Source organism: Pseudohongiella nitratireducens, from assembly GCF_001642735.1.
Lineage (GTDB): Bacteria > Pseudomonadota > Gammaproteobacteria > Pseudomonadales > Pseudohongiellaceae > Pseudohongiella > Pseudohongiella nitratireducens.
Window position 1 is genome coordinate 1 of the sequence record NZ_LWHM01000034.1, and the last position, 20,113, is coordinate 20,113.

General features: G+C 51.4%; 22 protein-coding genes and 2 tRNA genes. 3 read left to right on the plus strand and 21 right to left on the minus strand.

The annotated features are described in order from the left end of the window. A protein-coding gene (locus tag PSCS_RS14015; protein ID WP_232790082.1) for an IS3 family transposase occupies window positions 1–1,163 on the plus strand; the annotation gives its coding sequence in 2 pieces (ribosomal slippage) (window positions 1–235 and window positions 235–1,163; 1,164 coding nt annotated over the 2 pieces). This gene is flagged as partial in the annotation. Here the strand turns inward: PSCS_RS14015 and PSCS_RS14020 are convergent. Further along, window positions 1,136–1,999, minus strand: coding sequence for a SpvB/TcaC N-terminal domain-containing protein (locus PSCS_RS14020; RefSeq protein ID WP_068812809.1), 864 nt, complete (start codon window positions 1,997–1,999; stop codon window positions 1,136–1,138). The genes PSCS_RS14015 and PSCS_RS14020 overlap by 28 nt on opposite strands. 53 nt (window positions 2,000–2,052) lie before the next feature. Next, window positions 2,053–2,457: a hypothetical protein gene (locus PSCS_RS15930; RefSeq protein ID WP_232790087.1), complete on the minus strand. Its 405-nt coding sequence runs from the start codon at window positions 2,455–2,457 to the stop codon at window positions 2,053–2,055. 867 nt (window positions 2,458–3,324) lie between these two features. Here PSCS_RS15930 and PSCS_RS15700 point away from each other — a divergent pair. Then, window positions 3,325–3,483 carry a YqaE/Pmp3 family membrane protein gene (locus PSCS_RS15700; RefSeq protein WP_082866744.1) on the plus strand — a complete coding sequence of 53 codons (159 nt, stop codon included), beginning with the start codon at window positions 3,325–3,327 and terminating at the stop codon, window positions 3,481–3,483. Window positions 3,484–3,587: 104 nt separating this feature from the next. Here the strand turns inward: PSCS_RS15700 and PSCS_RS14025 are convergent, their stop codons facing one another. The 8 genes from PSCS_RS14025 to PSCS_RS14055 all read right to left on the minus strand — a co-directional run bounded on the left by PSCS_RS14025 (window position 3,588) and on the right by PSCS_RS14055 (window position 10,219). After that, the gene (locus tag PSCS_RS14025; RefSeq protein ID WP_068812811.1) at window positions 3,588–4,997 is read right to left on the minus strand and encodes a mechanosensitive ion channel family protein; all 1,410 of its coding nucleotides are present in this window, start codon (window positions 4,995–4,997) and stop codon (window positions 3,588–3,590) included. After that, entirely contained in the window at window positions 4,994–5,914 is a 921-nt protein-coding gene (locus PSCS_RS14030; protein ID WP_068812813.1) for a serine hydrolase, read from the minus strand. The genes PSCS_RS14025 and PSCS_RS14030 overlap by 4 nt, the downstream gene beginning before the upstream one ends. A 62-nt stretch (window positions 5,915–5,976) precedes the next feature. After that, window positions 5,977–7,125: an AI-2E family transporter gene (locus PSCS_RS14035; RefSeq protein WP_229694617.1), complete on the minus strand. Its 1,149-nt coding sequence runs from the start codon at window positions 7,123–7,125 to the stop codon at window positions 5,977–5,979. Window positions 7,126–7,178: 53 nt separating this feature from the next. Next, window positions 7,179–7,778: an exopolysaccharide biosynthesis protein gene (locus PSCS_RS14040; protein ID WP_068812815.1), complete on the minus strand. Its 600-nt coding sequence runs from the start codon at window positions 7,776–7,778 to the stop codon at window positions 7,179–7,181. A gap of 13 nt (window positions 7,779–7,791) precedes the next feature. Further along, the gene (locus tag PSCS_RS15935; protein WP_068893814.1) at window positions 7,792–8,055 is read right to left on the minus strand and encodes a hypothetical protein; all 264 of its coding nucleotides are present in this window, start codon (window positions 8,053–8,055) and stop codon (window positions 7,792–7,794) included. Then, a complete protein-coding gene (locus PSCS_RS14045; RefSeq protein WP_068812817.1) occupies window positions 8,024–8,440 on the minus strand; it encodes a hypothetical protein in 417 nt (138 codons plus the stop codon). Before PSCS_RS14045 ends, PSCS_RS15935 begins: the two co-directional genes overlap by 32 nt. After that, window positions 8,437–8,730, minus strand: coding sequence for a hypothetical protein (locus PSCS_RS14050; RefSeq protein ID WP_068812819.1), 294 nt, complete (start codon window positions 8,728–8,730; stop codon window positions 8,437–8,439). Before PSCS_RS14050 ends, PSCS_RS14045 begins: the two co-directional genes overlap by 4 nt. A gap of 229 nt (window positions 8,731–8,959) precedes the next feature. Further along, complete coding sequence (locus PSCS_RS14055) at window positions 8,960–10,219, minus strand: Glu/Leu/Phe/Val family dehydrogenase (RefSeq protein WP_106387135.1); 1,260 nt, start codon at window positions 10,217–10,219, stop codon at window positions 8,960–8,962. Window positions 10,220–10,488: 269 nt separating this feature from the next. On the opposite strand from PSCS_RS14055, the gene PSCS_RS14060 reads away from it, so the two are divergent. After that, window positions 10,489–10,884 (plus strand): type II toxin-antitoxin system HicB family antitoxin, encoded by a 396-nt coding sequence (locus tag PSCS_RS14060; RefSeq protein WP_068812823.1) that lies wholly within the window; start codon window positions 10,489–10,491, stop codon window positions 10,882–10,884. A 79-nt stretch (window positions 10,885–10,963) separates the two neighbouring features. Here the strand turns inward: PSCS_RS14060 and PSCS_RS14065 are convergent. From PSCS_RS14065 to PSCS_RS14115, 11 genes are all read right to left on the minus strand, one after another. Then, window positions 10,964–11,037, minus strand: a tRNA-Cys gene (locus PSCS_RS14065). 62 nt (window positions 11,038–11,099) lie between these two features. Further along, window positions 11,100–11,175, minus strand: a tRNA-Gly gene (locus PSCS_RS14070). Window positions 11,176–11,345: 170 nt separating this feature from the next. Beyond that, entirely contained in the window at window positions 11,346–11,891 is a 546-nt protein-coding gene (gene pgsA, locus PSCS_RS14075; protein ID WP_068812825.1) for a CDP-diacylglycerol--glycerol-3-phosphate 3-phosphatidyltransferase, read from the minus strand. A gap of 85 nt (window positions 11,892–11,976) precedes the next feature. Continuing rightward, window positions 11,977–13,878: an excinuclease ABC subunit UvrC gene (gene uvrC, locus PSCS_RS14080; RefSeq protein ID WP_068813242.1), complete on the minus strand. Its 1,902-nt coding sequence runs from the start codon at window positions 13,876–13,878 to the stop codon at window positions 11,977–11,979. 38 nt (window positions 13,879–13,916) lie between these two features. Then, a complete protein-coding gene (gene murB, locus PSCS_RS14085; protein WP_068812827.1) occupies window positions 13,917–15,107 on the minus strand; it encodes a UDP-N-acetylmuramate dehydrogenase in 1,191 nt (396 codons plus the stop codon). Window positions 15,108–15,182: 75 nt separating this feature from the next. After that, window positions 15,183–15,659, minus strand: coding sequence for a low molecular weight protein-tyrosine-phosphatase (locus PSCS_RS14090; protein WP_068812829.1), 477 nt, complete (start codon window positions 15,657–15,659; stop codon window positions 15,183–15,185). 4 nt (window positions 15,660–15,663) lie between these two features. Beyond that, window positions 15,664–16,416, minus strand: a complete 753-nt coding sequence (kdsB, locus tag PSCS_RS14095) for a 3-deoxy-manno-octulosonate cytidylyltransferase (RefSeq protein ID WP_068812831.1) — start codon at window positions 16,414–16,416, stop codon at window positions 15,664–15,666. Further along, complete coding sequence (locus tag PSCS_RS14100) at window positions 16,416–16,601, minus strand: Trm112 family protein (RefSeq protein ID WP_068812833.1); 186 nt, start codon at window positions 16,599–16,601, stop codon at window positions 16,416–16,418. Before PSCS_RS14100 ends, kdsB begins: the two co-directional genes overlap by 1 nt. Before the next feature lie 15 nt (window positions 16,602–16,616). Further along, a complete protein-coding gene (gene lpxK / locus PSCS_RS14105) occupies window positions 16,617–17,675 on the minus strand; it encodes a tetraacyldisaccharide 4'-kinase (protein ID WP_397387573.1) in 1,059 nt (352 codons plus the stop codon). Further along, window positions 17,659–19,608, minus strand: a complete 1,950-nt coding sequence (gene msbA, locus PSCS_RS14110; RefSeq protein ID WP_068812837.1) for a lipid A export permease/ATP-binding protein MsbA — start codon at window positions 19,606–19,608, stop codon at window positions 17,659–17,661. Before msbA ends, lpxK begins: the two co-directional genes overlap by 17 nt. Beyond that, window positions 19,605–20,054, minus strand: a complete 450-nt coding sequence (locus PSCS_RS14115) for an ExbD/TolR family protein (protein WP_068812839.1) — start codon at window positions 20,052–20,054, stop codon at window positions 19,605–19,607. Before PSCS_RS14115 ends, msbA begins: the two co-directional genes overlap by 4 nt. Window positions 20,055–20,113: the final 59 nt, after the last annotated feature.

Here is a 20,113-nt window from a genome sequence, read left to right on the forward strand (position 1 = left end):
TTCAGGCTCGAAACAGCACAGTTGGTTATCGATCAAGGTTACAGTCATCAGGAAGCTGCTGATGCGATGGGAGTGGGTTACTCAACGATTGGTAAGTGGGTAAGGCAACTTCGCGCAGAGCGCTCAGGCACCACTGCTCAGTGCACCCCGATCAGTGATGAGCAAAGAGAAATACGAGAGCTAAAGAAACGGGTTGAACGGCTTGAATTAGAAAAGGATATTTTAAAAAAGGCTTCAGCTCTGTTGATGTCGGACTCCATGAAACACTCTCGATAGTTGAGAGACTGAGTCAGAGCGATAAGCGCCGTTATACGGTAAAAATATTGTGCGAGGTATTGGATGTCCACCGCAGCACGTTCAAGTATTGGCAAAAGCGGGATAAACGTATCAACCCGGAAACCGTCAAATTGCATAGTTTAGTGCGAACTGCCCACCGGTTGAGTCAAGGCTCAGCTGGTGCCAGAACTATCGCTGATATAGTCACCAACGACGAGTCGCACCCAGTCAGTTTATCTCGATATCGTGCCGGGCGTATTATGAAAAAACTCAGTTTAGTCAGCTGCCAGTTGCCCAAACATGCATACAAGAAGGCGGCGCAGGAACATGTTGCCATACCTAACCTACTGGCTAGGGAATTTACCGTTTCGCATCCCAACCAGGTGTGGTGCGGTGATGTCAGTTTTATTTGGGCGGGGAGTCGTTGGGCATATTTAGCAGTTGTTATTGACTTGTTTGCCCGAAAGCCAATTGGCTGGGCTATGAGCTATTCACCGGACAGCTATTTAACGTGTCAGGCCCTGACAATGGCTTATGAAAGTCGCGGGCGGCCGCAGAACATCATGTTCCACAGCGATCAGGGCAGTCATTATACCAGTCGTCAATTCAGGCAAAGAGTATGGCGATACCGGATGAAACAAAGTATGAGCCGTCGCGGAAACTGTTGGGACAATAGTCCAATGGAAAGGTTTTTCAGGAGTTTAAAAACAGAATGGGTACCGGTCACAGGTTACCGGTATTTTACGGAAGCCAAACAGCGTATTGGTGATTATATCCATGGCTATTACAGTCAGCTCAGACCGCACTCATTCAACGGTGGATTAACACCAAATGAGAAAGAACAGAGGTACTGGGATAGCTATAAACCCGTGGCCAAAATGACTTGACCACTACAATTCCACACTTTGAAATAATGAGGAGCACCGCCAAAATTTCCATAACTAACAATTTTCTTATTGGAGCCATCTTCTAATCGATACTCAGCTCCATTCGCTCCATAATTTAAATTGCTGATATTAATAAGTCTTTGCCCATCAAGACAGTATCTATCACTACTTGTGTAACTAACACCCGTGACATTTCCATCAATCTGCTCAGTTTGCTCACAGCGTGTTATTACTGATAATTGATTAAAACTCCAACCAATACCAAATGAACCATTTCCTGCCCCACTGTTATAAGTTAAAGCTAAATCTGGTTGTAGACCAGCAACACCAGGTAAAGTTAACAAAGGAACTCTGTACTGAAATGCCCCAGATTGATCTACTGTGTGCGAGCCAGTTGTTGCACCAACAAGATCACTAGCAACATTTGTAGGAGGAACTGAAACCTGGGAAGGTGAAACTGGAGTTTCAAACTTACATGTAGCAGCCGTACACTCGAAAAAATCATTATAATTACTGCCAGCTAGGATTTCTTCGTAGTTTGTCGCACCATCGCCATCGTCATCGCCAGGACCGCTCAATGGGTCAAGCGGATCAAAACCATATATATTTTCTATATGGTCAGGCATACCATCCCCATCGTCGTCATCATCAAGCCCATTTTGGATACCATCATTATCAGTATCTTGAGGTGGGTTTCCTTCTTCGAAAATGGTTTTTGCGTACTCAATGGTTACTGCTGGTGAAGCAGATGTAATAAAATTAGCTAACAAAACTAATGTAGCAACTAAAACTAATACAACCAGAAAAAAATAACGAGTAATTTTATGAGTATGCATGGAAAGCTCTTACAATATTTTTGAAATTGTTATGATGCTTGTATCGAAACCACTTATTGATAATAGATAGTAAAAGCACTGTTTAACGCTGTATTACTTACATGAATATTAGCCATGCATCCCAAGGCAGAACTATAAGATGTGCTATAGGAAAGTCTTGATGTATCAACCTCTATCATCAATCCTTTTTGAGCTGCATTTACCAGGCTAGTGTAAAGTGCTATAGCGGCAGCTTGTGCATCATTAGAGTTCAACGAACCAGCACTATGCCAAACCGTATCACTACTTACAGATCCGCAAGTAACTGGAGTACTTAGTACAACTTTTACAGACATCGCGTTGCCTGAATATTGAATTGGAGAAACTGCAACAATGCTTGCTGTCTCTATTGTGCTCTGCGCATTTGCATAATTTATTGACAAACAAATCAATAGTGCCATGTATCTCATACATTTCATTATTTTCAACTCCTTTATAATATTCATCAGTAATAGATCATTGGATCATATATCTTATTAATGGATATATCACATATCGTCATCATCTCTATTTTTTTACTGAATTTAATTATCAATCTGTGACATACTCCTTGTTTTTAAGCGGAATAGACTTTTGGCTAATTGACAACACAGCCAAACGAACGAATCTAACTTGATCAGTTATACCCATAATTAGATGAAGGTGTAACAGGGAACAAATCATTGCGTATGGATTCAATTTCTCCATCATAATTACATTAGGAAATTAAGGGATACGTGTTTCTTATGTACAGATTGCGAGAATGGCAAGTGGAACAGTCTGAACAGATATAAATTATGTACTAAGCGAACGTCAAAAGATTGAATCTGACTTGCATTCGGAAGACATCATTAATGAATAGAAACGGTAATCGGTCCCGTAGTTCGGGAAAAGTTCAGAGATCGGTTTGAGAAAAGACCTTTCCGATCTTGCACTTAAGAAATATATCGAAACGATAGTCAGTGAGACGGTTCAGTATTCGATCGGTTTCGACATTTGCATAAACCGAAAGCAAGGAAAAGATCTAGAAATTCATTGAGTTAGTAAACCGCAGTTAACGACTTTGATTTGCTTTTAAGTCCCTTGCGTCTACCAATTTCGCCACCCGGGCCGGGAGGGAAAGCCCCGCTATGCTGCGGAGGACGCGCATTATATATCAACAAAAAGGAAATTCATAACCTTTTGCTTATCATGGTGTTATGACTGCATACTAGTCTTGATTTATGACACTGAATAGTATCCACTGAAGTGCAAGTTATGAAACATAAAAAATTTCGTAAACCTAATTATCAATCAAGGAGATCTTTATGGATTTTTTGAGAGTGTTGCTTTCAATATTAGTACCTCCCTTGGGTGTTTTTCTACAAGTCGGGTTGGGCGGTGCCTTCTGGCTTAATATTCTGCTGACACTATGCGGCTATATACCTGGTATCGTTCATGCCGTGTGGATTATTGCTAGACGCTAGCCAGCGTGAGCAACTCTTTATACCAAAGAGAACGGTGTATCCGAATTAATACTTACTTACCATACATATAACACCATTGAAAACTCAGGAGTAGCTGATTACTGTTACTCCACCGGGCGCTGCGGATCCAGCAAGTCATCGTCATGCTTCTGGGCTCGCTCGTCATTCACCATCGCTTCCAGGTGAGTATCAGGGCTCACATCCAGCAATTTGTCAGCCGCAACAGCACGGTCTGAATCGATCATCTGACGCTTGCTACCCATCTCAGCTACGGCGGACTGACCGCGGTTGCTGTGATGCATGTCGTTTTTGTTAACGGAATCATTGCTACCCGCTTCCAATGCAGTAGCAATCGGATCCGTGTTATCAAAACGCAGGCGGTAAATCGGTTCTGGCATGGTGAAACCTTGTTCATCCAGCATACTGGTGACAACTCGAATAGCCAGACTGCGCGCGCGACCAAAGTTGGTTTTTTCCTGGTCGATCCAGCCCGTAAAACAGAGCACGATATTGGAATCACCCACCGTTTGAATCAGAGCATTGGGTTCCGGTTCGGTGAGGATAAATGACAGCGCTTTAATCGCATCCGTACCAACTTTCATGGCCGCAACCGGATCATCTGCGGCATCGACGCCCAGTTCAAAGGCAAAGCGACGTTGCGGATTGCTGCTGTAGTTGAGGATGACAGCCTTGAACACCGTCGAATTGGGGATGCGCAACTGGTTACCATCCAGGGTCATCAGCACAGTGGCGCGGGAAGTGAGCCGAACCACCTTGCCTTCGTGCTCGTTAATCACCACATGATCATTGGCGCGAAAGGGCTGACGCAGGCTGAGCATGATGCTCGATATATAGTTTTCGATGGTATCACGCACAGCGAAGCCGATCGCCAGACCAACAACACCGGCACTACCGAGGATGGTCGCCATCAGCGTCGTCGCCCCCATCAAGCTAAGCGCAACGATCAGTCCTAGCATGATCGCTATGGTGCGAACGGTTTGCGCCACTAGTTCCGATAAAAAGGCATTTGGAGTCAAACGTTGCCATAAGGCAGACCACCGTGCCAGTGCATAGCCAAGATAGACAATCACAGCAAAAATCAGCAGTGCGATGGCGAACAGTGGCAACGCCCTCAACCACTGCATCACATTGTTTTCCAGTTGCTGCAACAACGGTGACAGGTTGCCCTGAACATCCAGTCGACGCTGAATGCCGTCATCCACCAGAATCACACCAGGCAACTGCTCGGCCAGTGACAAGGCACGCTCCGCCTGGGTTTCATTGGAGACCGCCCCGGATAGCAGCACCACACCATCACGGACATCCACTTCAACCGCTGACAAGGGCTCAAGTACCTCATAGATACCCGTCAGCCGTTGCCGGATTTGCGTATCCGTCTCAGCCTGTGTCTCTTGTTCCGGTGGCTGTGCTTGCAACTGCCATGGCAGCAACAGCATCATTAACAGCGACAAAATCCCAATGCATAACCCACGGTGCAACTGTCTGGTTTTCACTGTGAAACCACCACATTCAAATGTTCATAGATGATGCCAGCCACTGCTGCCACCACCGGGTTTACGGCAGCCTGCACGGTATCAAAATCATCAGATACTTCTGATTCGGCGAAGATGGCAACGGCCACCTCATTCTCGGGCCACAGCAGATAGCCCAGGTCGTGGGTGACGGAAGCATTCTCACCGGTTTTATGGGCAATGGGCATACCTTCGGGAACACCGGCAGCAATTTTTGTTGTCACCGTTTGCGCCGACATCCAGGCAATGATTTGACGTCGTGACTGCGATGTCAGAAATGAATCGTTATAAATCTGCTTGAGCAGTTGGATGGTATCTTCGGCATTGATGTAGTTCTGTTTTTGCGGAGGCATCGGCGACTCGAACATCTTGCGGCCAAACTGCATGGTCTCCAGCTCCAGTTCATCCGCCAGTGCCTGCATGGCCTCATAGCCAACCACGTCTACCAGTACGTTGGTCGCTGTGTTGTCGCTAATAGTAACGGTCAGCTCTGCCAGCCTGCCCAGCGTCACCTCATTCGGCACCGGCTCATTCTGGATCTCGCCATACCCGCCGACAATGTCGCTCTGTTCAACAGTGGCTGTGTCTTCAAGCGACAGGGTTCCGGCATCCACCTGTTGCATCAACGTAGCAATCAACAACATCTTTATCGTCGATGCAGGCGGGTAGGATTCGGGTGACCCTACGAAAGTCATGCGACCCTCCTGGGTTCCAGCCAGTCCAGCCACTCCGATTGACAGCCGGATATTTTCTTCCCTTGCCTCAGCTACTTTGGCCTCCAGTGCCCGAGCCATCACCTGCCAGGCGTCAGTTTGCTGGGCAGATGCACTGGCCGAAAAAATCAGCAGCGCTGCTGTAGCGAGTAACCTGCGAACCGATAAATCAATTGTGAAGATCATGTCAGCATTCTCCTTGCAAAGATTATCGTGCTATAGAGGTTCCGTACGATAGAGGCTCCTGGTCAGGCACGAGTCTCAATAATACGCACCCAGTAAGGGGGCACACTCAGTTGCGCTGCGGCGAGTTTGATACACACCAGCAACGGTACGGCGAGCAGCACGCCAACCATTCCCCACAACCAGGCCCAGAAAATCAGCCAGATCATTAATACCAGAGGATTCAGGCGCATGTGCTTTCCCATCACCGTGGGTGTGATGAACTGTGCTTCAATGCCATTCAGAATAAAATAGATCAGCACCGGCAAAAAGGCGGCTCCGGTCACGCCGAACTGGGCCAGCCCTGCCAGTGACAGTATCGTCAGGCCAATCAACATGCCAATGTACGGGGCGAAATTCAGCACGCCAGCCAGCACCCCCCAGAGTATGGCATCCTCCATCCCCAACAAGGTCAGGGCACCGGCCACTGACAACCCTAACAGTGCATTGATGGCACTCAGAGAAAGAATGAACCGTGACAGTTCCACCTGGACGGTAGCCACGACGCCTCTGGCTTCATCCCTGTCGGTAATTTGTGGCAGATTGTTGACTGCGGCCTCAAATAGCCGTGGCCCAAACACCAGCAGAAAAATGGTCAGCGTCAGACAGGTAACCAGCTGCGCCAGAAGCACAGGTGCCGCAGCGAACACATAAAGACCAAGCTCTATGCCACCGCGTGTCACCCCTTCCATCAACGGGCTGGGTTCCTGGCTTTCGACCGCAGGCTCTTCCGGCTCTCCCCCGAACAGGCTGGCAAAAAAGCCCTCGGCATCCTGTGCGGCATCGTCTGCAGTTTCCTGACCGCCACCCCAGGTGGTCTGAAATGCCTGTATCTGCTCATTCAGGCGCTCTGATAATTCTGGCGTACGCTCAACCCAACGCTGGACCGGATCACGTAGTTCTGTAAACAGAAAAACCAGGGGCCCTATTATCAGTACCAGCAAAATCACGGCTGAGAGGAATCGTGGCACCATATAACGTCTTAGCCACGAAACCAGTGGACCAAGCAGCAGTGTCAGCATCAATGCAATGACAATAGGGACAATCAGTGTTTTGGCGAAGTAAAGTGTGTAAAGCACGGCCAGTGCCAGTATGCCCTGTAGCACACGATAGGTGGGCCGGGCCGATGTTGCGGGTGCAGGCTTGTCAGTCCCTGATTGACGATTCACGTCCACGTACTATCTCCCATGATTCTGTATTATTTCTGTTATTTATAAAATGATACCTGTCACATGCTCAGCGCAATAAGAAAATAACTGAGACCGGTAATGACAAATGCCACTAATGCAACCAAGCCATCCCGGGCGATCAGCGCAAGACCAAATGCTGTTAGCACCACACCTGCCGCATTGGCGCTGAAAGGTACAAACTCCATCACCGGCATCGACATGGCAACGGCGATGCAAACCGCAGCAATAACATGTTTCGCCGTGCCGTTTACAAAAGCGCTATAGCGAGCCTTGAGCATCTTGTCCACAAACCGGGCCGGGGAACGCATCCACTGAACGGCTTTTTCCAGGTGTGAACCTTTCACTGTCCGATTCAATAACCAGCGCGGCAGCCAGAAATGCTCCATGCCAAACAGTAATTGTCCGGCGATCAAAAAGACAAACACGCCGATAACGGTCGGGACACCCGGAACATCACCAATGACCGGTGCCAGTGTGAGCAACCCGGCCAGCAATAATAAGGAACCAAAAGAACGGCGCCCCACCATATCCATTAGGTCATCGAGAGAGACCTCATTTTTTTCGGCGGCATCGGAGAAATTGTCCAGCAGCCCGTCCAGGCTATCTGGCGCATCACTGCCCTTTTTTGAATCTTCCATAAAGCGGGCCTCGTTACATTCGCTGTAAGGCTCTGGAGGCGATTCGCCGGACTCGCATGGCCAATAGGGTTGCGGAAATACTTCTTGTCACGACATTGCGAAAAGGTATTCGGGCCAGCATGACACCAAAAGCCAGGCCTGCTCCGGGGAACAACCACTGCTTATGCTTCATGATAATGGCCAGCGGGCGCCGGGATGTGACAGAAGCTTGTGTCAGCCGGGCAGAAAGTTCTACCTCTAACCTTTCAATCCGGCGAATCTGGTCGTTGCGGTTCACGTCGCAATCCCTCCGTGATAACACCGATATACTTGCGGGTCGCGGGCAGACTCATGCGTTTTCGGTAACGACGCAATTGTCTGCGAATAACCAGCAGGATACCAACATGCAAAAGAAAGAATCCGGCGAATCCGCCGCCCAGTGAACCGCTCAAGGCATACACAGCCCATGAAAACAATACGGCAAAGCCCAGCCAGGCCAGTAAGACCAGCGGTAACACCAGCAGGCATAACAGTAAAAAACGGCGCAGGTCACTGGAAGCGAGTCGCAGTTCTGCGGCCAGCAGACGCAGCAACGCTGCACCCGCTTCACGCAGATCTGTCAGCCAGCGTAACCAGGCGTCGATTTCAGACTGTCGTCGTAATCGCGCCGGGTCTTCACTCATGATTTAGACAATATCTTCGACAGGAGAAAACCGCCCAGCACAGCCAGTCCAATGGTCTGCAGGGGTTTTTCTTGCAAGTATTCGCTCAGCTCATCGCTGTACTCACCAGCACGGGCTTTGCCCTGCTCCAGTCGCTGCAAGGCTTCGTCACGAAGATCCAGCCCGGCTTCTTCAGCCGCAGCTCGAAAGTGTCCACGAGCTTCAATCAGTTTATCCAGTGCTTCCATTGCCGACTGTTTTGTAGCGTCCAGCTCACTGGTGGTCTTCGCTGTCTTGTTCGTCGTAGCCATTGTACTTCTCCTTCACTAACAATGTGTTTCAGAAGGCCGGGCCTTTCACCTCATCCCTATACTGCTTCCCTGGACAAGAGGCCCTGCACCGGAAATTGAGCACCACAGCTGACTGTTATACATCCAGGCTGCTTATTTATTCCAACAGAATCTCATAACAATCGCAACTGGCTCTCAATAATAAGAACGAATGTAACGAATTGATATTCCTGTCACAAAACTAATGCGCTCAGCAATGGAAGTAAGTTTGGGTGCCATGCGCCTCAATTGCCTCGGAAAGCCGTTCAAGACCATGAACGTATGCGGCAGTGCGCAAAGAGATCTCTTTTTGCTTGCTCAGGCTCCAGACATGCATGGCCTCTTCCTGGATAATTTGCTTCAACCGCTGACGGACTTCGCTCTCGGTCCAATAGAACCCCTGGCGGTTCTGCACCCATTCAAAATAAGACACCGTGACGCCACCGGCATTGGCCAGGATATCCGGAACCACGGTAATACCCCGACGCTCCAGCACGGCATTACCATCGGCGGTTACAGGGCCATTTGCCAATTCCAGGATGACCCTGGCATCAAGGCACTTGGCAATGCTTTCGGTAATCTGATCCTCCAATGCAGCCGGCACCAGTAATTCACAGGATTTGCAAAGCAGCGCGTCGTTGTCCACCACTTCAACGTTATCCCGACCTTCAGCGTACTTGCTGACCTCGCCCTTCTCTTCCTTGCAGGCTTTCACGGCTTTGGGGTCCAGCCCTTCCGGGTCGTAAACTCCGCCCCGGGAGTCGGAAATACCCACGACTTTCCAGCCATCTTCATGGAGCAGACAGGCAAAATGATAACCTGCGTTACCATAACCCTGGACCACTGCTCGGCGCTCACTGCCGTTATCCAGTCCAAGCTCTTTTTGCAGGTGTTTCAGTACATAGAAACCGCCTCGTGAAGTGGCATCGTCGCGCCCTTTTGAGCCACCCAATGCAATCGGTTTGCCGGTAATCACCCCGGGACAGGGGTAGTCCACCAGTGAACTATACTCATCCGCCATCCAGCCCATGATCATGGCATTGGTGTAAACATCGGGCGCGGGAATGTCTCGCTCAGGGCCGATCATCTGGGCAAAAGCCTGCACATAGGCACGTGAGAGCCTTTCAAGCTCTGTTTTGGACAACTTGCGAGGGTCAACGCGAATCGCACCTTTACCACCGCCAAACGGCACACCAGCGACCGCACATTTGAACGTCATCCAGAATGCCAGGGTGACCACCTCATCCTGAGTCGCCTCGGGGTGAAAACGTATCCCCCCTTTGGTGGGTCCGCGCGTATCGTCATACCGGCAACGCCAGGCCCGGAATGAACGCCGGGACCCGTCATCCATGCGCACGAAAAGACGGGCGCTCATGACTTCCTTGGGATACTGCAGTTTCTCCAGCACTTCCGGGTGAACCTTGGTGTACTTGGCGGCGCCGTCCAGGTGACTTAGTGCGCCTTTGAGCATGTCTTCCACGATGTCTCCTTTATTTATGTCCCCGCTGTGGGAGCAAAATGTTCATTTTCATACTAATAATAAGGTGAAGCTTAGTAATCTCATAATTCGTGTTACGAAGCCAACCTACAAGACGGATTTGAAAACTCCTGCCCTATCTGGTCAGCCGGCCAACAATATTGATCAAGTGTGTATCGTGTGTATAATTTAACATGAAAAGCGCAATAATAATCAGCTTACTCAAGGCTGATGGATGGACTAAGTAGTGAGAGGGAATGAACATGTTATTTACTGTGATTGTGCATCATGATGCTGACAGTGATTATGGCGTCACCGTACCAGACCTGGCTGGCTGTTTTTCTGCCGGATCAACAGTCGAAGAAGCCTTACAAAACACGAAAGAGGCCATTGAGTGTCATTTGGAGGGATTGTTGTTGGATGGTGAAGAACTTCCCAAAATTAGTCGGTTGCCTGAGGCTTTGGAACAAGACGATCGTTCCGCCCGGCTCGCAGTCATAGATGTTGATATTGATGGATTATCTAATGACAAGGAACGCGTTAATATCTCACTTCCCCGAATTGCATTGCGAGCAATAGATCGGGCAGCAGGTCGCGCCGGAAAAACAAGGTCAGCCTACATTGTAGACGCAAGTTTGAGTGCATCGAGAACACAATAGTCTCTTGCGGACTTATAGACTTCATACGGATAAACAGGCGTACTATGAATCGCAAGTTACTGCTTTTTATGAGGGAAAATGGAGGCTGGAGTCGGAATCGAACCGGCGTTAACGGAGTTGCAGTCCGCTGCATGACCACTCTGCCATCCAGCCTTAACGTATCCAAATTCTGCCTGGCAGACAAGCAATCCGGACTGGCCAGTGGCCGTAAAATTTGGAGCGGGAAACGAGACTCGAACTCGCGACCCCGACCTTGGCAAGGTCGTGCTCTACCAACTGAGCTATTCCCGCGTAACACTGGTTTTTCAACCCTTTGCAGCGTGCCGTTTGGATCACTGCAAAAGAGGCGCTTATTCTAATGAGATAGAGATTTTTGTCAAGCATTCATGGCAGTTTTTTTACGCATTTTTCACACTTTATCTGCCGTGAAATATTCCTCTAACCCACTCCCCCATTAATGACTATCGCATGGAGGGTAGCGCGCTTTTCAGGTAGGTCACCATGGACCAGACGCTGAGAGCGGCGGAAATATATAGCAAGACATAGCCCAGTGGCAAGAGGAAATTTGGTAATGCGGGTGAATGTGCCAATAACGCAATGATTGCGATCATCTGAACGGTGGTTTTCACCTTGCCAATATAGCCAACAGCGACCTTGTCGCGCTGATTCTGACTGGCCATCCACTCTCGCAGTGCGGAAATGAACACTTCCCTGCCAATAATGATGGCGGTGGGCACCACAAACCAGGGGCTGGGGAAATTGGCGGTTAGCAGCACCAGTGCCATCACTACCAGTAACTTGTCTGCCACGGGGTCGAGAAAGGCACCAAACGCTGATGCCTGGTTAAGGCGCCGCGCCAGGTAACCATCCAGCCAGTCAGTAATACTGGCGATGGTGAAAATGACCGCTGCTGCCAGTTGGCTCCAGGGTTGACCACTGTAATAGACCATTACGATTACCGGCACCATCAAGACGCGTGCAATAGTGGCCAGGTTGGCAGCATTCATGTTCAGAGCGTTCTCCTTAGTCAAGCAAGTCAATACAGCAAATCAGTACGCTGTTTATCACGGTAGGCGAATTTCCAGGCGAATTCTACTCATTATGCAGCGCGTCATAAATAACCGCTGCCAGCTTTTTGCTGATTCCGGGCGCCCGGGACAGATCGGATTCGCTGGCACGCTGAATTTCCTGTTGACCACCAAAGTAACGCAGCAGTTCCCGCCGCCGCACAGGCCCCAGCCCCGGGATTTCTTCCAGCGCTGACTTCTTGCGGGTTTTAGCCCGTTGCTGACGATGACCGGTAATGGCAAAACGGTGGGCTTCATCACGAACCTGCTGTAATAAATGCAAACCGGGTGAGTGCACCGGGATCACGATTTCCTCAAATCCCTGTTCAGTCGCCAGAAACAGGGTCTCCTGCCCGGCACGACGGCTGATGCCTTTGGCGATACCAATCAGGATGGGTAATTCCGTGTTCTGACGCTCAGACTCGGCGTCTGCTTCAGCCCGTAAGGCAGTTAATACGTCAACTGCCTGGGATAGCTGCCCTTTACCGCCGTCGATCAGCAAAATGTCTGGCATTACGGCCGGTGAGCCGCTATCCGCTGCCTTATCCGCGAGAAACCGGTAGCGGCGCTTGAGGGACTGTTCCATGGCAGCGTAGTCGTCACCGCCTTGTATGTCTTTGATATTATAACGACGGTAATCTGTTTTCATCGCCCCTTCATGGCCGAACACAACGCAGGCACCGACGGTGCTCTCCCCCATGGTATGGCTGATATCAAAACACTCTATGCGTTTGGGCAAGGCTTCCAGATCCAGATCTGATTGCAGACGTTCAAAGCGCTGATACAGCGTCTGACGATTATTGATATGACTGCTTAGCGCCTGCACGGCGTTTGCTGCCGCCAGGTCTCGCCATTTGGCCCGGTGTCCACGAACATTGCCAGTGAGCCTGACCTTGCGGCCGCAGGCAGCGCCCAGGGCTTCTGCCAGTGTTTTCTTGGCCGGTAACGAGGGCGAGATAATCACCTCTTTGGGAATCAGCTGTGATGATGTGGTTTCATCGCGCAAATAATACTGGGCAATAAACGCGGCCAATAACGCTTCCGCATTTTCTGCCAGTTTGTCTTTGGGAAAATGGTTGCGACTGCCGATCACCCGCCCCCCTCTGACTATCATCACATGCACGCAGTGATAACTGCCCTCCGCCACAGCGGCCAGCACATCGGCGTCTTCTCCGTCGCCGGAAACCACCTGCTGGCTCTGAATCTTGCGCAAATCAGAAATCCGGTCACGCAGGCGTGCCGCCTGCTCGAACTCCAGTGCCTGTGATTTTCGTTCCATGCGCTCGCCCATGTCGCGAATCAGGTCATTGCTTTGCCCCTGGAGAAAGCGGCTGGCATCGCGGACATCGTCAGCATAGTCACTGGGGGAAATATAACCGACACATGGCGCGGTACAGCGCCCTATCTGGTGCTGCAGGCAGGGCCGTGTGCGGTTGCGAAAATAGCTGTCTTCACACTGACGAACGCGAAAGACTTTCTGTAACAACGCCAGGCTCTCGCGCACGGCACTGGCACTGGGGTAAGGACCAAACAGTTTGGCGTCACGGCGGCGTCCGCCCCGATAAAAAGCCATTCTGGGGAAGACATCTTTGTGGGTCAGCATGATGTAGGGATAAGTCTTGTCATCCCGCAACTGAATATTATAAGGCGGGCGAAACTTTTTAATCAGGTTCTGCTCTAGCAGCAGCGCCTCGGTTTCACTATTGGTGATGGTGACATCAATATTGGTAATGTGGGAGACCAGCGCCATTGTTTTGGTATCAAGGCCACTGGCGCGAAAATAATTACTGACCCGTTTGCGCAGGTTTCGGGCCTTGCCGACATAAAGCACCTCGCCATCTTTATCCAGCATGCGGTACACGCCCGGCCCCTGACTCATGACAGCCAGTATGGCCTTGGGATCAAAGTCAGCGTTACCGGCGTCCATGATCCGCTCGGTACTTTCAGACTGATTACGCTGCTTTGTCATCGCGACCATGATCCTGGCGGTTGAATTCCCACCTCGGGCTCCAGCTCTATACCGAATTTTTCCGCCACACTGTCGGCAATATCACGGGCCAGTGTTAATAATGCCTGACCGGACGTTTCCGTCATTGCTGCGGATTTAAAATCGTGAACCAGCACCAGCGCCTGCCGGTCATGCACACCGATATTGCCACGTCGAACACCTTTCCAGCCGGCTCTTTCAATTAACCAGGCTGCCGGGACTTTCATTTCCTGTGGTGCTTTTTCTGAGACCCAGTCTGCCGCCTTGCCTGGCTCAGCCGGTACGGGGAAAGCGGGCATGTCTGGCCATTCGGACTGTAACGACTGCCACTGAGCCTGGCTGATGACCGGATTCCGGAAAAAACTGCCGGCATTGCCCAGTTCTAGGGGGTCAGGTAATTTGCTGCGACGAATGGCACAAACGGCATCATAAACTTGTTGCGGCGTGATATCCGAGACACGGGAGGCGTGGCCAGTGATAGCGGTATGACAGGAATCACCGCCTGTGCCCTCATTTGCCCCGTCGCCAGCTTCGGCACTGGCATTGATCGCTTGCTGCAAGGCTGGGTAGCTGACATTGATTTCTGGTGTCGTGCGCAAACGCAGCGTGCAGGAAATGATGACGGCGCTGTTGCGAAGTTCGTGCTTGAATATACTGTCACGATAAGCAAATTTGCACTGTTCAGCAGACAGACTGTTGAGTTCGCCCTGCGCTAAATTCAGGTAAGTCACCGACTCAATCAGTTCACCGACTTCAACGCCATAGGCACCGATATTCTGCACTGGCGCTGCGCCGACTGAGCCCGGTATCAGTGCCAGGTTCTCCAGACCAAACCAGCCTTGTTCCAGGCAGAAAGTCACTAGCTCGTGCCAGTTCTCACCTGCCATGGCGGTAACCAGTACATCACCATTACGTTTAACTTCCGGGTGTATGCCTATCATGGCGATGCGCGCTACCAGTCCCGGATAGTCTCCGGTAAACAGCACATTGCTGCCACCACCCAGCACCAGCACCGGCAAGGCAGCCTCACGGGCGGCAGCCACAGCGGATAACAATTGCCGGGGACGGTGTACTTCCAGGGCATAACGGGCTTTGACCGGTAGCTGGAAGGTATGCCACTGGCGAAGATCGAAATTCTCAACCCAGGAAGCGGGTGGTTGCCAGGTCATGCGAATAGCCCCGTGCTGCCGTTATTCAATTCAACTTAACTCAACTTAAATCGGCTCAATTTAACTCGGCTCAAATTAGCCGACACGCTGTAACTTGATGCGTTCCAGCAGTGCCGCGCAGGCCGTTTCCACCATATCCAGCACCTGCTCAAAGCCCTGCTCACCGCCATAGTATGGATCCGGTACTTCGGCATCAATCTGGCCGGCATGCTCCAGTAACAGAGTGATACGATCACGATTGGCGTCACTTGCCATATTCAGCAGGTTTTGCCGGTTCTGCCTGTCCATGGCAATCACCCAGTCGTAGTCATCGAGGTCTGCCACGGTGACCTGTCTTGCCCTGAGGTGGGAGAGATCATAGCCACGGCGTTTCGCAGCCTGCTGTGTCCTGGGGTCAGGCGCTTTACCAATATGCCAGTCGCCTGTCCCTGCAGAATCCACAATGATGTCTGCACTGAGCCCTTCTTTCTCAATCAATGTTTCCATAATGCCGTGGGCGGTTGGCGAACGGCAAATATTGCCCAGGCAAACCATCAACACTTTTGTGGTCATCGTCTTACATCTCACTGTCTGTCAGGAAGCGACGGATGCTCTCCAGGTCTTCGGGAGTATCAATACCCGCCGGGAGTGCTTCCTCTGCTTCACTCATAATAATTTTCACGCCATGGTACATGGCACGCAATTGCTCCAGTCGCTCGAAACGCTCTAGCGGCGCAGGACTCCAGCTGACAAATGCATTCAGCGTCGATACCCGGTAGCCATAAATGCCAACGTGCCGTTTGGCCTGTAATTGTTGACCGCTGGACGCCGGGTTTTCCTGCCAGGGAACTGGTGAGCGGCTGAAATACAGTGCAAAACCGGCTTCGTCAGTGACAACCTTGACGGCGTTGGGGTTGCGCCACTCGGTTTCATCATGAATACGATGATAGAGACTGCTGATACCGGCCTCTTTATTTTCTGCCAGTGCTGTCGCAACCTGGCGAATGGTTGCCGGTGGAATCAGTGGTTCATCCCCCTGCACATTGACGACGATTCTGTCGTTCGGTAGTGCCAGCTTCTGCGCCACTTCCTGAATACGGTCGGTACCAGACTGATGATCGGCGCGGGTCAACAGGCACTCTCCTCCGAACGCCTCAACCGCTGCGGCAATACGCTCATCATCAGTGGCTATGTAAACCGCGCTCGCCTGACTGTCGCAGGCACGCTCATACACGTGCTGAATCATTGGCTTGCCAGCAATATCGAGCAAGGGTTTGCCTGGCAACCGGGTCGATGCATAACGTGCCGGAATCACCACCACAAAATCCATTAACGTTGCTCCCGCTCTTCCTGGGTCAATGTTCTGGCTTCGTTCTCCAGCATCACTGGAATATCATCACGAATCGGATAGGCAAGCGCATCAGCATAGCAGCGCAACTCAGATGCTTCGCGCTTGTAGTCCAGCGGACCTTTACAGACTGGGCATACCAGAATGCTTAACAGTTTTTTATCCACGTCCTATTCCTCGTATTATGCCTGGCCGTTTTTCGAATCCGCCAGCAAGATGTTCAGCTGTGCCAGTAATGTTTCCTGTACCGTTTCAGGAACACTGGCGACCACATGTAAATACCACCACTCATCCCCGGCAAAGGCCTGACATTTCACCGCGTCTTTCTCTGTCATCAGCAACGTCTGCTGTTGCCAGGTCGACAGGTCTTCTGCCTGGTATGGATAGTGGTCCGAAAACGCCCGTGTCTCAACCGACAACTCCAGGCTGTTCAGCGTATTGAAAAAACGTTGCGGGTTGCCTATTCCGGCAATAGCCTGAATACCATCGCCAGAGGCGCTTTGTTCGGTAAAACGTTTCACCCCCGTTTCCAGGTCAAGGCGCTCGCCATTTTTAACATTGACCCAATCGCCTGGCTGTAATTCAAAGTGCGTTATTTTTTCTGTGACCTGGCCCAGTCCCGACTCCTGTTGCGTGCGGTCAGCCTGCCAGTTGCCGTTGACCAGAATCTGATCGGCATCCAGTAAACGCTCGACCGGTTCCCGCAATGGACCGGCAGGCAGGCAATAGCCGTTACCCAGTCCTCTGGCGCCATCAATCACCACCCATTCGATGTCTCTGCGCAACCGGTAATGTTGTAAACCATCATCACTGACGACGATATCACAATCATCCCGCAGCTCCAGTGCATCCAGGGCGCGACGCCGATCCGGGTCAATCATGATCACCCCCGATAAATGCCGGCGCATCATGGCAATTTCATCACCGCATTGCTCTGGCCCACAGTCGGCTTCTACTAAATACGGCAGTGTCGGCGGGCTGGCACCATATCCTCTGCTGAGCACGGCCACGCGGAACCCTCTGGCTTCCAGCCACTTTGCCAGCGCAATCACCACGGGGGTTTTCCCGGTACCACCCACCGTAATATTTCCCACCACAATGACCGGTTTGCTGCCAGCATGTTGCTGCGCCGAATGCCTGAGGCGACGCCTGGCAGCCAGCCATTGATAAAGCGCAGACAAGGGCCGCAGCAGCTGCAACCAGGCAGCCCCGCGATACCAGTCCTCAGGAAGTGACGGCATCATCAGAGCCTTTAGCAGGTCGAGAGCCTTCTGGTTCAGAGCCCTCAGCGGATTGAGAGCCCTCAGCGGATTGAGAGCCTTCAGCTGGTTGAGAGCCCTCAGCCGGTCGAGCGTCCTCAGCAAACAAAACCCCATCGCCATCATTAAACTGCATCCGGTGCAGGCGGGCGTAATGAGCATCCTTTTCCAGCAACGCCTTGTGACTGCCCTGCTCGACAACCCTGCCCTGATCCATGACGACAATTTCATCGGCATTTTCAATCGTCGACAACCGGTGAGCAATCACGAAAGTAGTACGCCCTCGCATCAACTGATTCAGCGCCTGCTGGATATGCTGCTCGGATTCCGTGTCCAGCGCTGATGTCGCCTCATCCAGAATCAGTACCGGCGCATCCTTGAGAAAGGCACGGGCAATGGCCAGGCGCTGCCGCTGACCACCGGACAGCAGGCTGCCACCGTCACCGACCGGCGAATCATAGCCCTGGGGCAGCGATTGAATAAACTCATCTGCATGCGCGTTTTTGGCCGCCTCCAGAATCTGCTCATGGCTGACCTTATCAGCAATACCATAGGCAATATTATCTGCCACGGAACCTTCGAAGAGCACCACGTCCTGACTGACGATTGCAATCTGCTCACGCAAATTGCCCAGTTCGTACTCCGACAGTTCCACTGCATCCAGTGTAATATTGCCAGCGGTAATATCGTAGAATCGTGGCAGCAGGTTGACTAATGTGGACTTGCCACTTCCCGAGCGCCCCACCAGCGCCAGCGTGGTCCCCGCTTTGACATCGAGATTAATCGTCTGCAATACCGGTGACTCAGGGTCATAGGCAAACGACACATCGCTCAGTACCAGGTTACCTTGGACACGATCCGCGCGATGCTGCCCCAGATTCTTTTCCTGCTCCGCATCAAGTAATTCGAAGATACTGTATGACGCTGAAATACCACGTTGAATAATCGCATTGACGCCGGATAACTGGCGCAACGGTTTGCTTAGCATCCCGGCCAGTGTCAGGAACGTCACCACGTCACCTGCCGAGGCATTACCCAGGAACTCTGGCCCCAGCGCCAGCCAGATAAGGATCGCCATGGCAACGCTGACGATGATCTGAATCAGTGGTGTGGCTGTTGCCTGCGTAGCTACCATTTTCATGTTCTGTCGGCGGTTGCGCTCACTGGAATCACTGAAGCGACCGGAAACAAAATCCGTGGCATTGAAGGTACGGATCACACGCTGGCCTTTGATGGTTTCATTGGCCAGTTGGGTAACATCGCCCATCGAATCCTGCATCTGCTTGCTGTAGCGGCGGTAACGTTTGGTCGCCAGATGCACGATAAATGCCATGCAGGGCGCAACCAGTAAAAACACCATGCTAAGGCGCCAGTTAACCCAGAACAACCAGCCCAGCAGTCCAATCACAGTCATGCCTTCGCGCAACACCACTGTCACCGCATTGGTAGCCGCTCCTTTGATTTGCAGCACGTCATAAGTGACCTTGGATACCAGCCGCCCCATGCTGCTTTGATCGTAATAACCCAGCGGCACACTCATTAACTGGTCAAGCACCTGACAACGCAGTCTGTGTACCACGTGGTTGGCCACATATTCCAGAGCATAATGGCCCATAAAACCGCCCACACCCCTGGCCAGCACAATCAATACACACAGCAATGGTGCCAGGATGCGCGCGGCGTCGTTTTGCGCTTCAATCTGATCGATGGTCCAACCCAGCCAGGCTGCCGTTGCCGGTGTCGTCACGGCGAAAATCAGGTAGCCCAGCATACTGACCACAAACGCCGGCACAAAGGGACGCACATAACCCAGCAATCGTTTGTAGATCTGGGTCGCGGTCATCTCACTGGCAGAAGCCGGTGCTGCATTTGCGTCAGCAGGGTCCACAACGGGATCTTCTTTAGGTTGGCTCATAACGCATCACCTGATGCTGCTTCGGTATCGCTATCCACTGGCTGACGCGTGGCAATACTCAACTGGGAAAAACCGGCCTGGCCGATCGCATCCATTGCGGTCACAACACTCTGATGTGTGGCCTCGGCATCAGCAATCAACAACACTGCCCGTGACGTATCCTGTTCAGCCGCATTGAGGAGTGCCAGTCGCAACGAAGCACTATCGTTATCCATCAGCCGCTCATTATTGATACTGAAACTGCCATTTTCGCTGACCAGCACTTCCAAAGGCTGGTTTACCTGTTCAGCCTGACCCGCTTCTGCTTCGGGCAAATCTACCGCCAGCCGGGTTTCCCGGGTAAAAGTCGTTGTCACCATAAAAAAGATCAGCAGTAGGAAAACGACATCAATCAATGGCGTCAGATTGATAGCCGGATCCTCAAGGGTACGCCGGGGAAATTTCACGATGTCGCTTCCGCCCGTGTGTCAGTCAGATCATCACTTTTATCGTTGGCAACAGTGTC

Excerpts from the sequence above, each read along its gene's own strand:
- PSCS_RS14020 (WP_068812809.1), bottom strand. The coding sequence starts at position 1,999 with ATGCATACTCATAAAATTACTCGTTATTTTTTTCTGGTTGTATTAGTT.
- PSCS_RS15930 (WP_232790087.1), bottom strand. The coding sequence starts at position 2,457 with ATGAAATGTATGAGATACATGGCACTATTGATTTGTTTGTCAATAAAT.
- PSCS_RS15700 (WP_082866744.1), top strand. The coding sequence starts at position 3,325 with ATGGATTTTTTGAGAGTGTTGCTTTCAATATTAGTACCTCCCTTGGGT.
- PSCS_RS14030 (WP_068812813.1), bottom strand. The coding sequence starts at position 5,914 with ATGATCTTCACAATTGATTTATCGGTTCGCAGGTTACTCGCTACAGCA.
- PSCS_RS14040 (WP_068812815.1), bottom strand. The coding sequence starts at position 7,778 with ATGGAAGATTCAAAAAAGGGCAGTGATGCGCCAGATAGCCTGGACGGG.
- PSCS_RS14045 (WP_068812817.1), bottom strand. The coding sequence starts at position 8,440 with ATGAGTGAAGACCCGGCGCGATTACGACGACAGTCTGAAATCGACGCC.
- PSCS_RS14050 (WP_068812819.1), bottom strand. The coding sequence starts at position 8,730 with ATGGCTACGACGAACAAGACAGCGAAGACCACCAGTGAGCTGGACGCT.
- PSCS_RS14055 (WP_106387135.1), bottom strand. The coding sequence starts at position 10,219 with ATGCTCAAAGGCGCACTAAGTCACCTGGACGGCGCCGCCAAGTACACC.
- PSCS_RS14060 (WP_068812823.1), top strand. The coding sequence starts at position 10,489 with ATGTTATTTACTGTGATTGTGCATCATGATGCTGACAGTGATTATGGC.
- pgsA (WP_068812825.1), bottom strand. The coding sequence starts at position 11,891 with ATGAATGCTGCCAACCTGGCCACTATTGCACGCGTCTTGATGGTGCCG.
- uvrC (WP_068813242.1), bottom strand. The coding sequence starts at position 13,878 with ATGGACGCCGGTAACGCTGACTTTGATCCCAAGGCCATACTGGCTGTC.
- murB (WP_068812827.1), bottom strand. The coding sequence starts at position 15,107 with ATGACCTGGCAACCACCCGCTTCCTGGGTTGAGAATTTCGATCTTCGC.
- PSCS_RS14090 (WP_068812829.1), bottom strand. The coding sequence starts at position 15,659 with ATGACCACAAAAGTGTTGATGGTTTGCCTGGGCAATATTTGCCGTTCG.
- kdsB (WP_068812831.1), bottom strand. The coding sequence starts at position 16,416 with ATGGATTTTGTGGTGGTGATTCCGGCACGTTATGCATCGACCCGGTTG.
- lpxK (WP_397387573.1), bottom strand. The coding sequence starts at position 17,675 with ATGCCGTCACTTCCTGAGGACTGGTATCGCGGGGCTGCCTGGTTGCAG.
- msbA (WP_068812837.1), bottom strand. The coding sequence starts at position 19,608 with ATGAGCCAACCTAAAGAAGATCCCGTTGTGGACCCTGCTGACGCAAAT.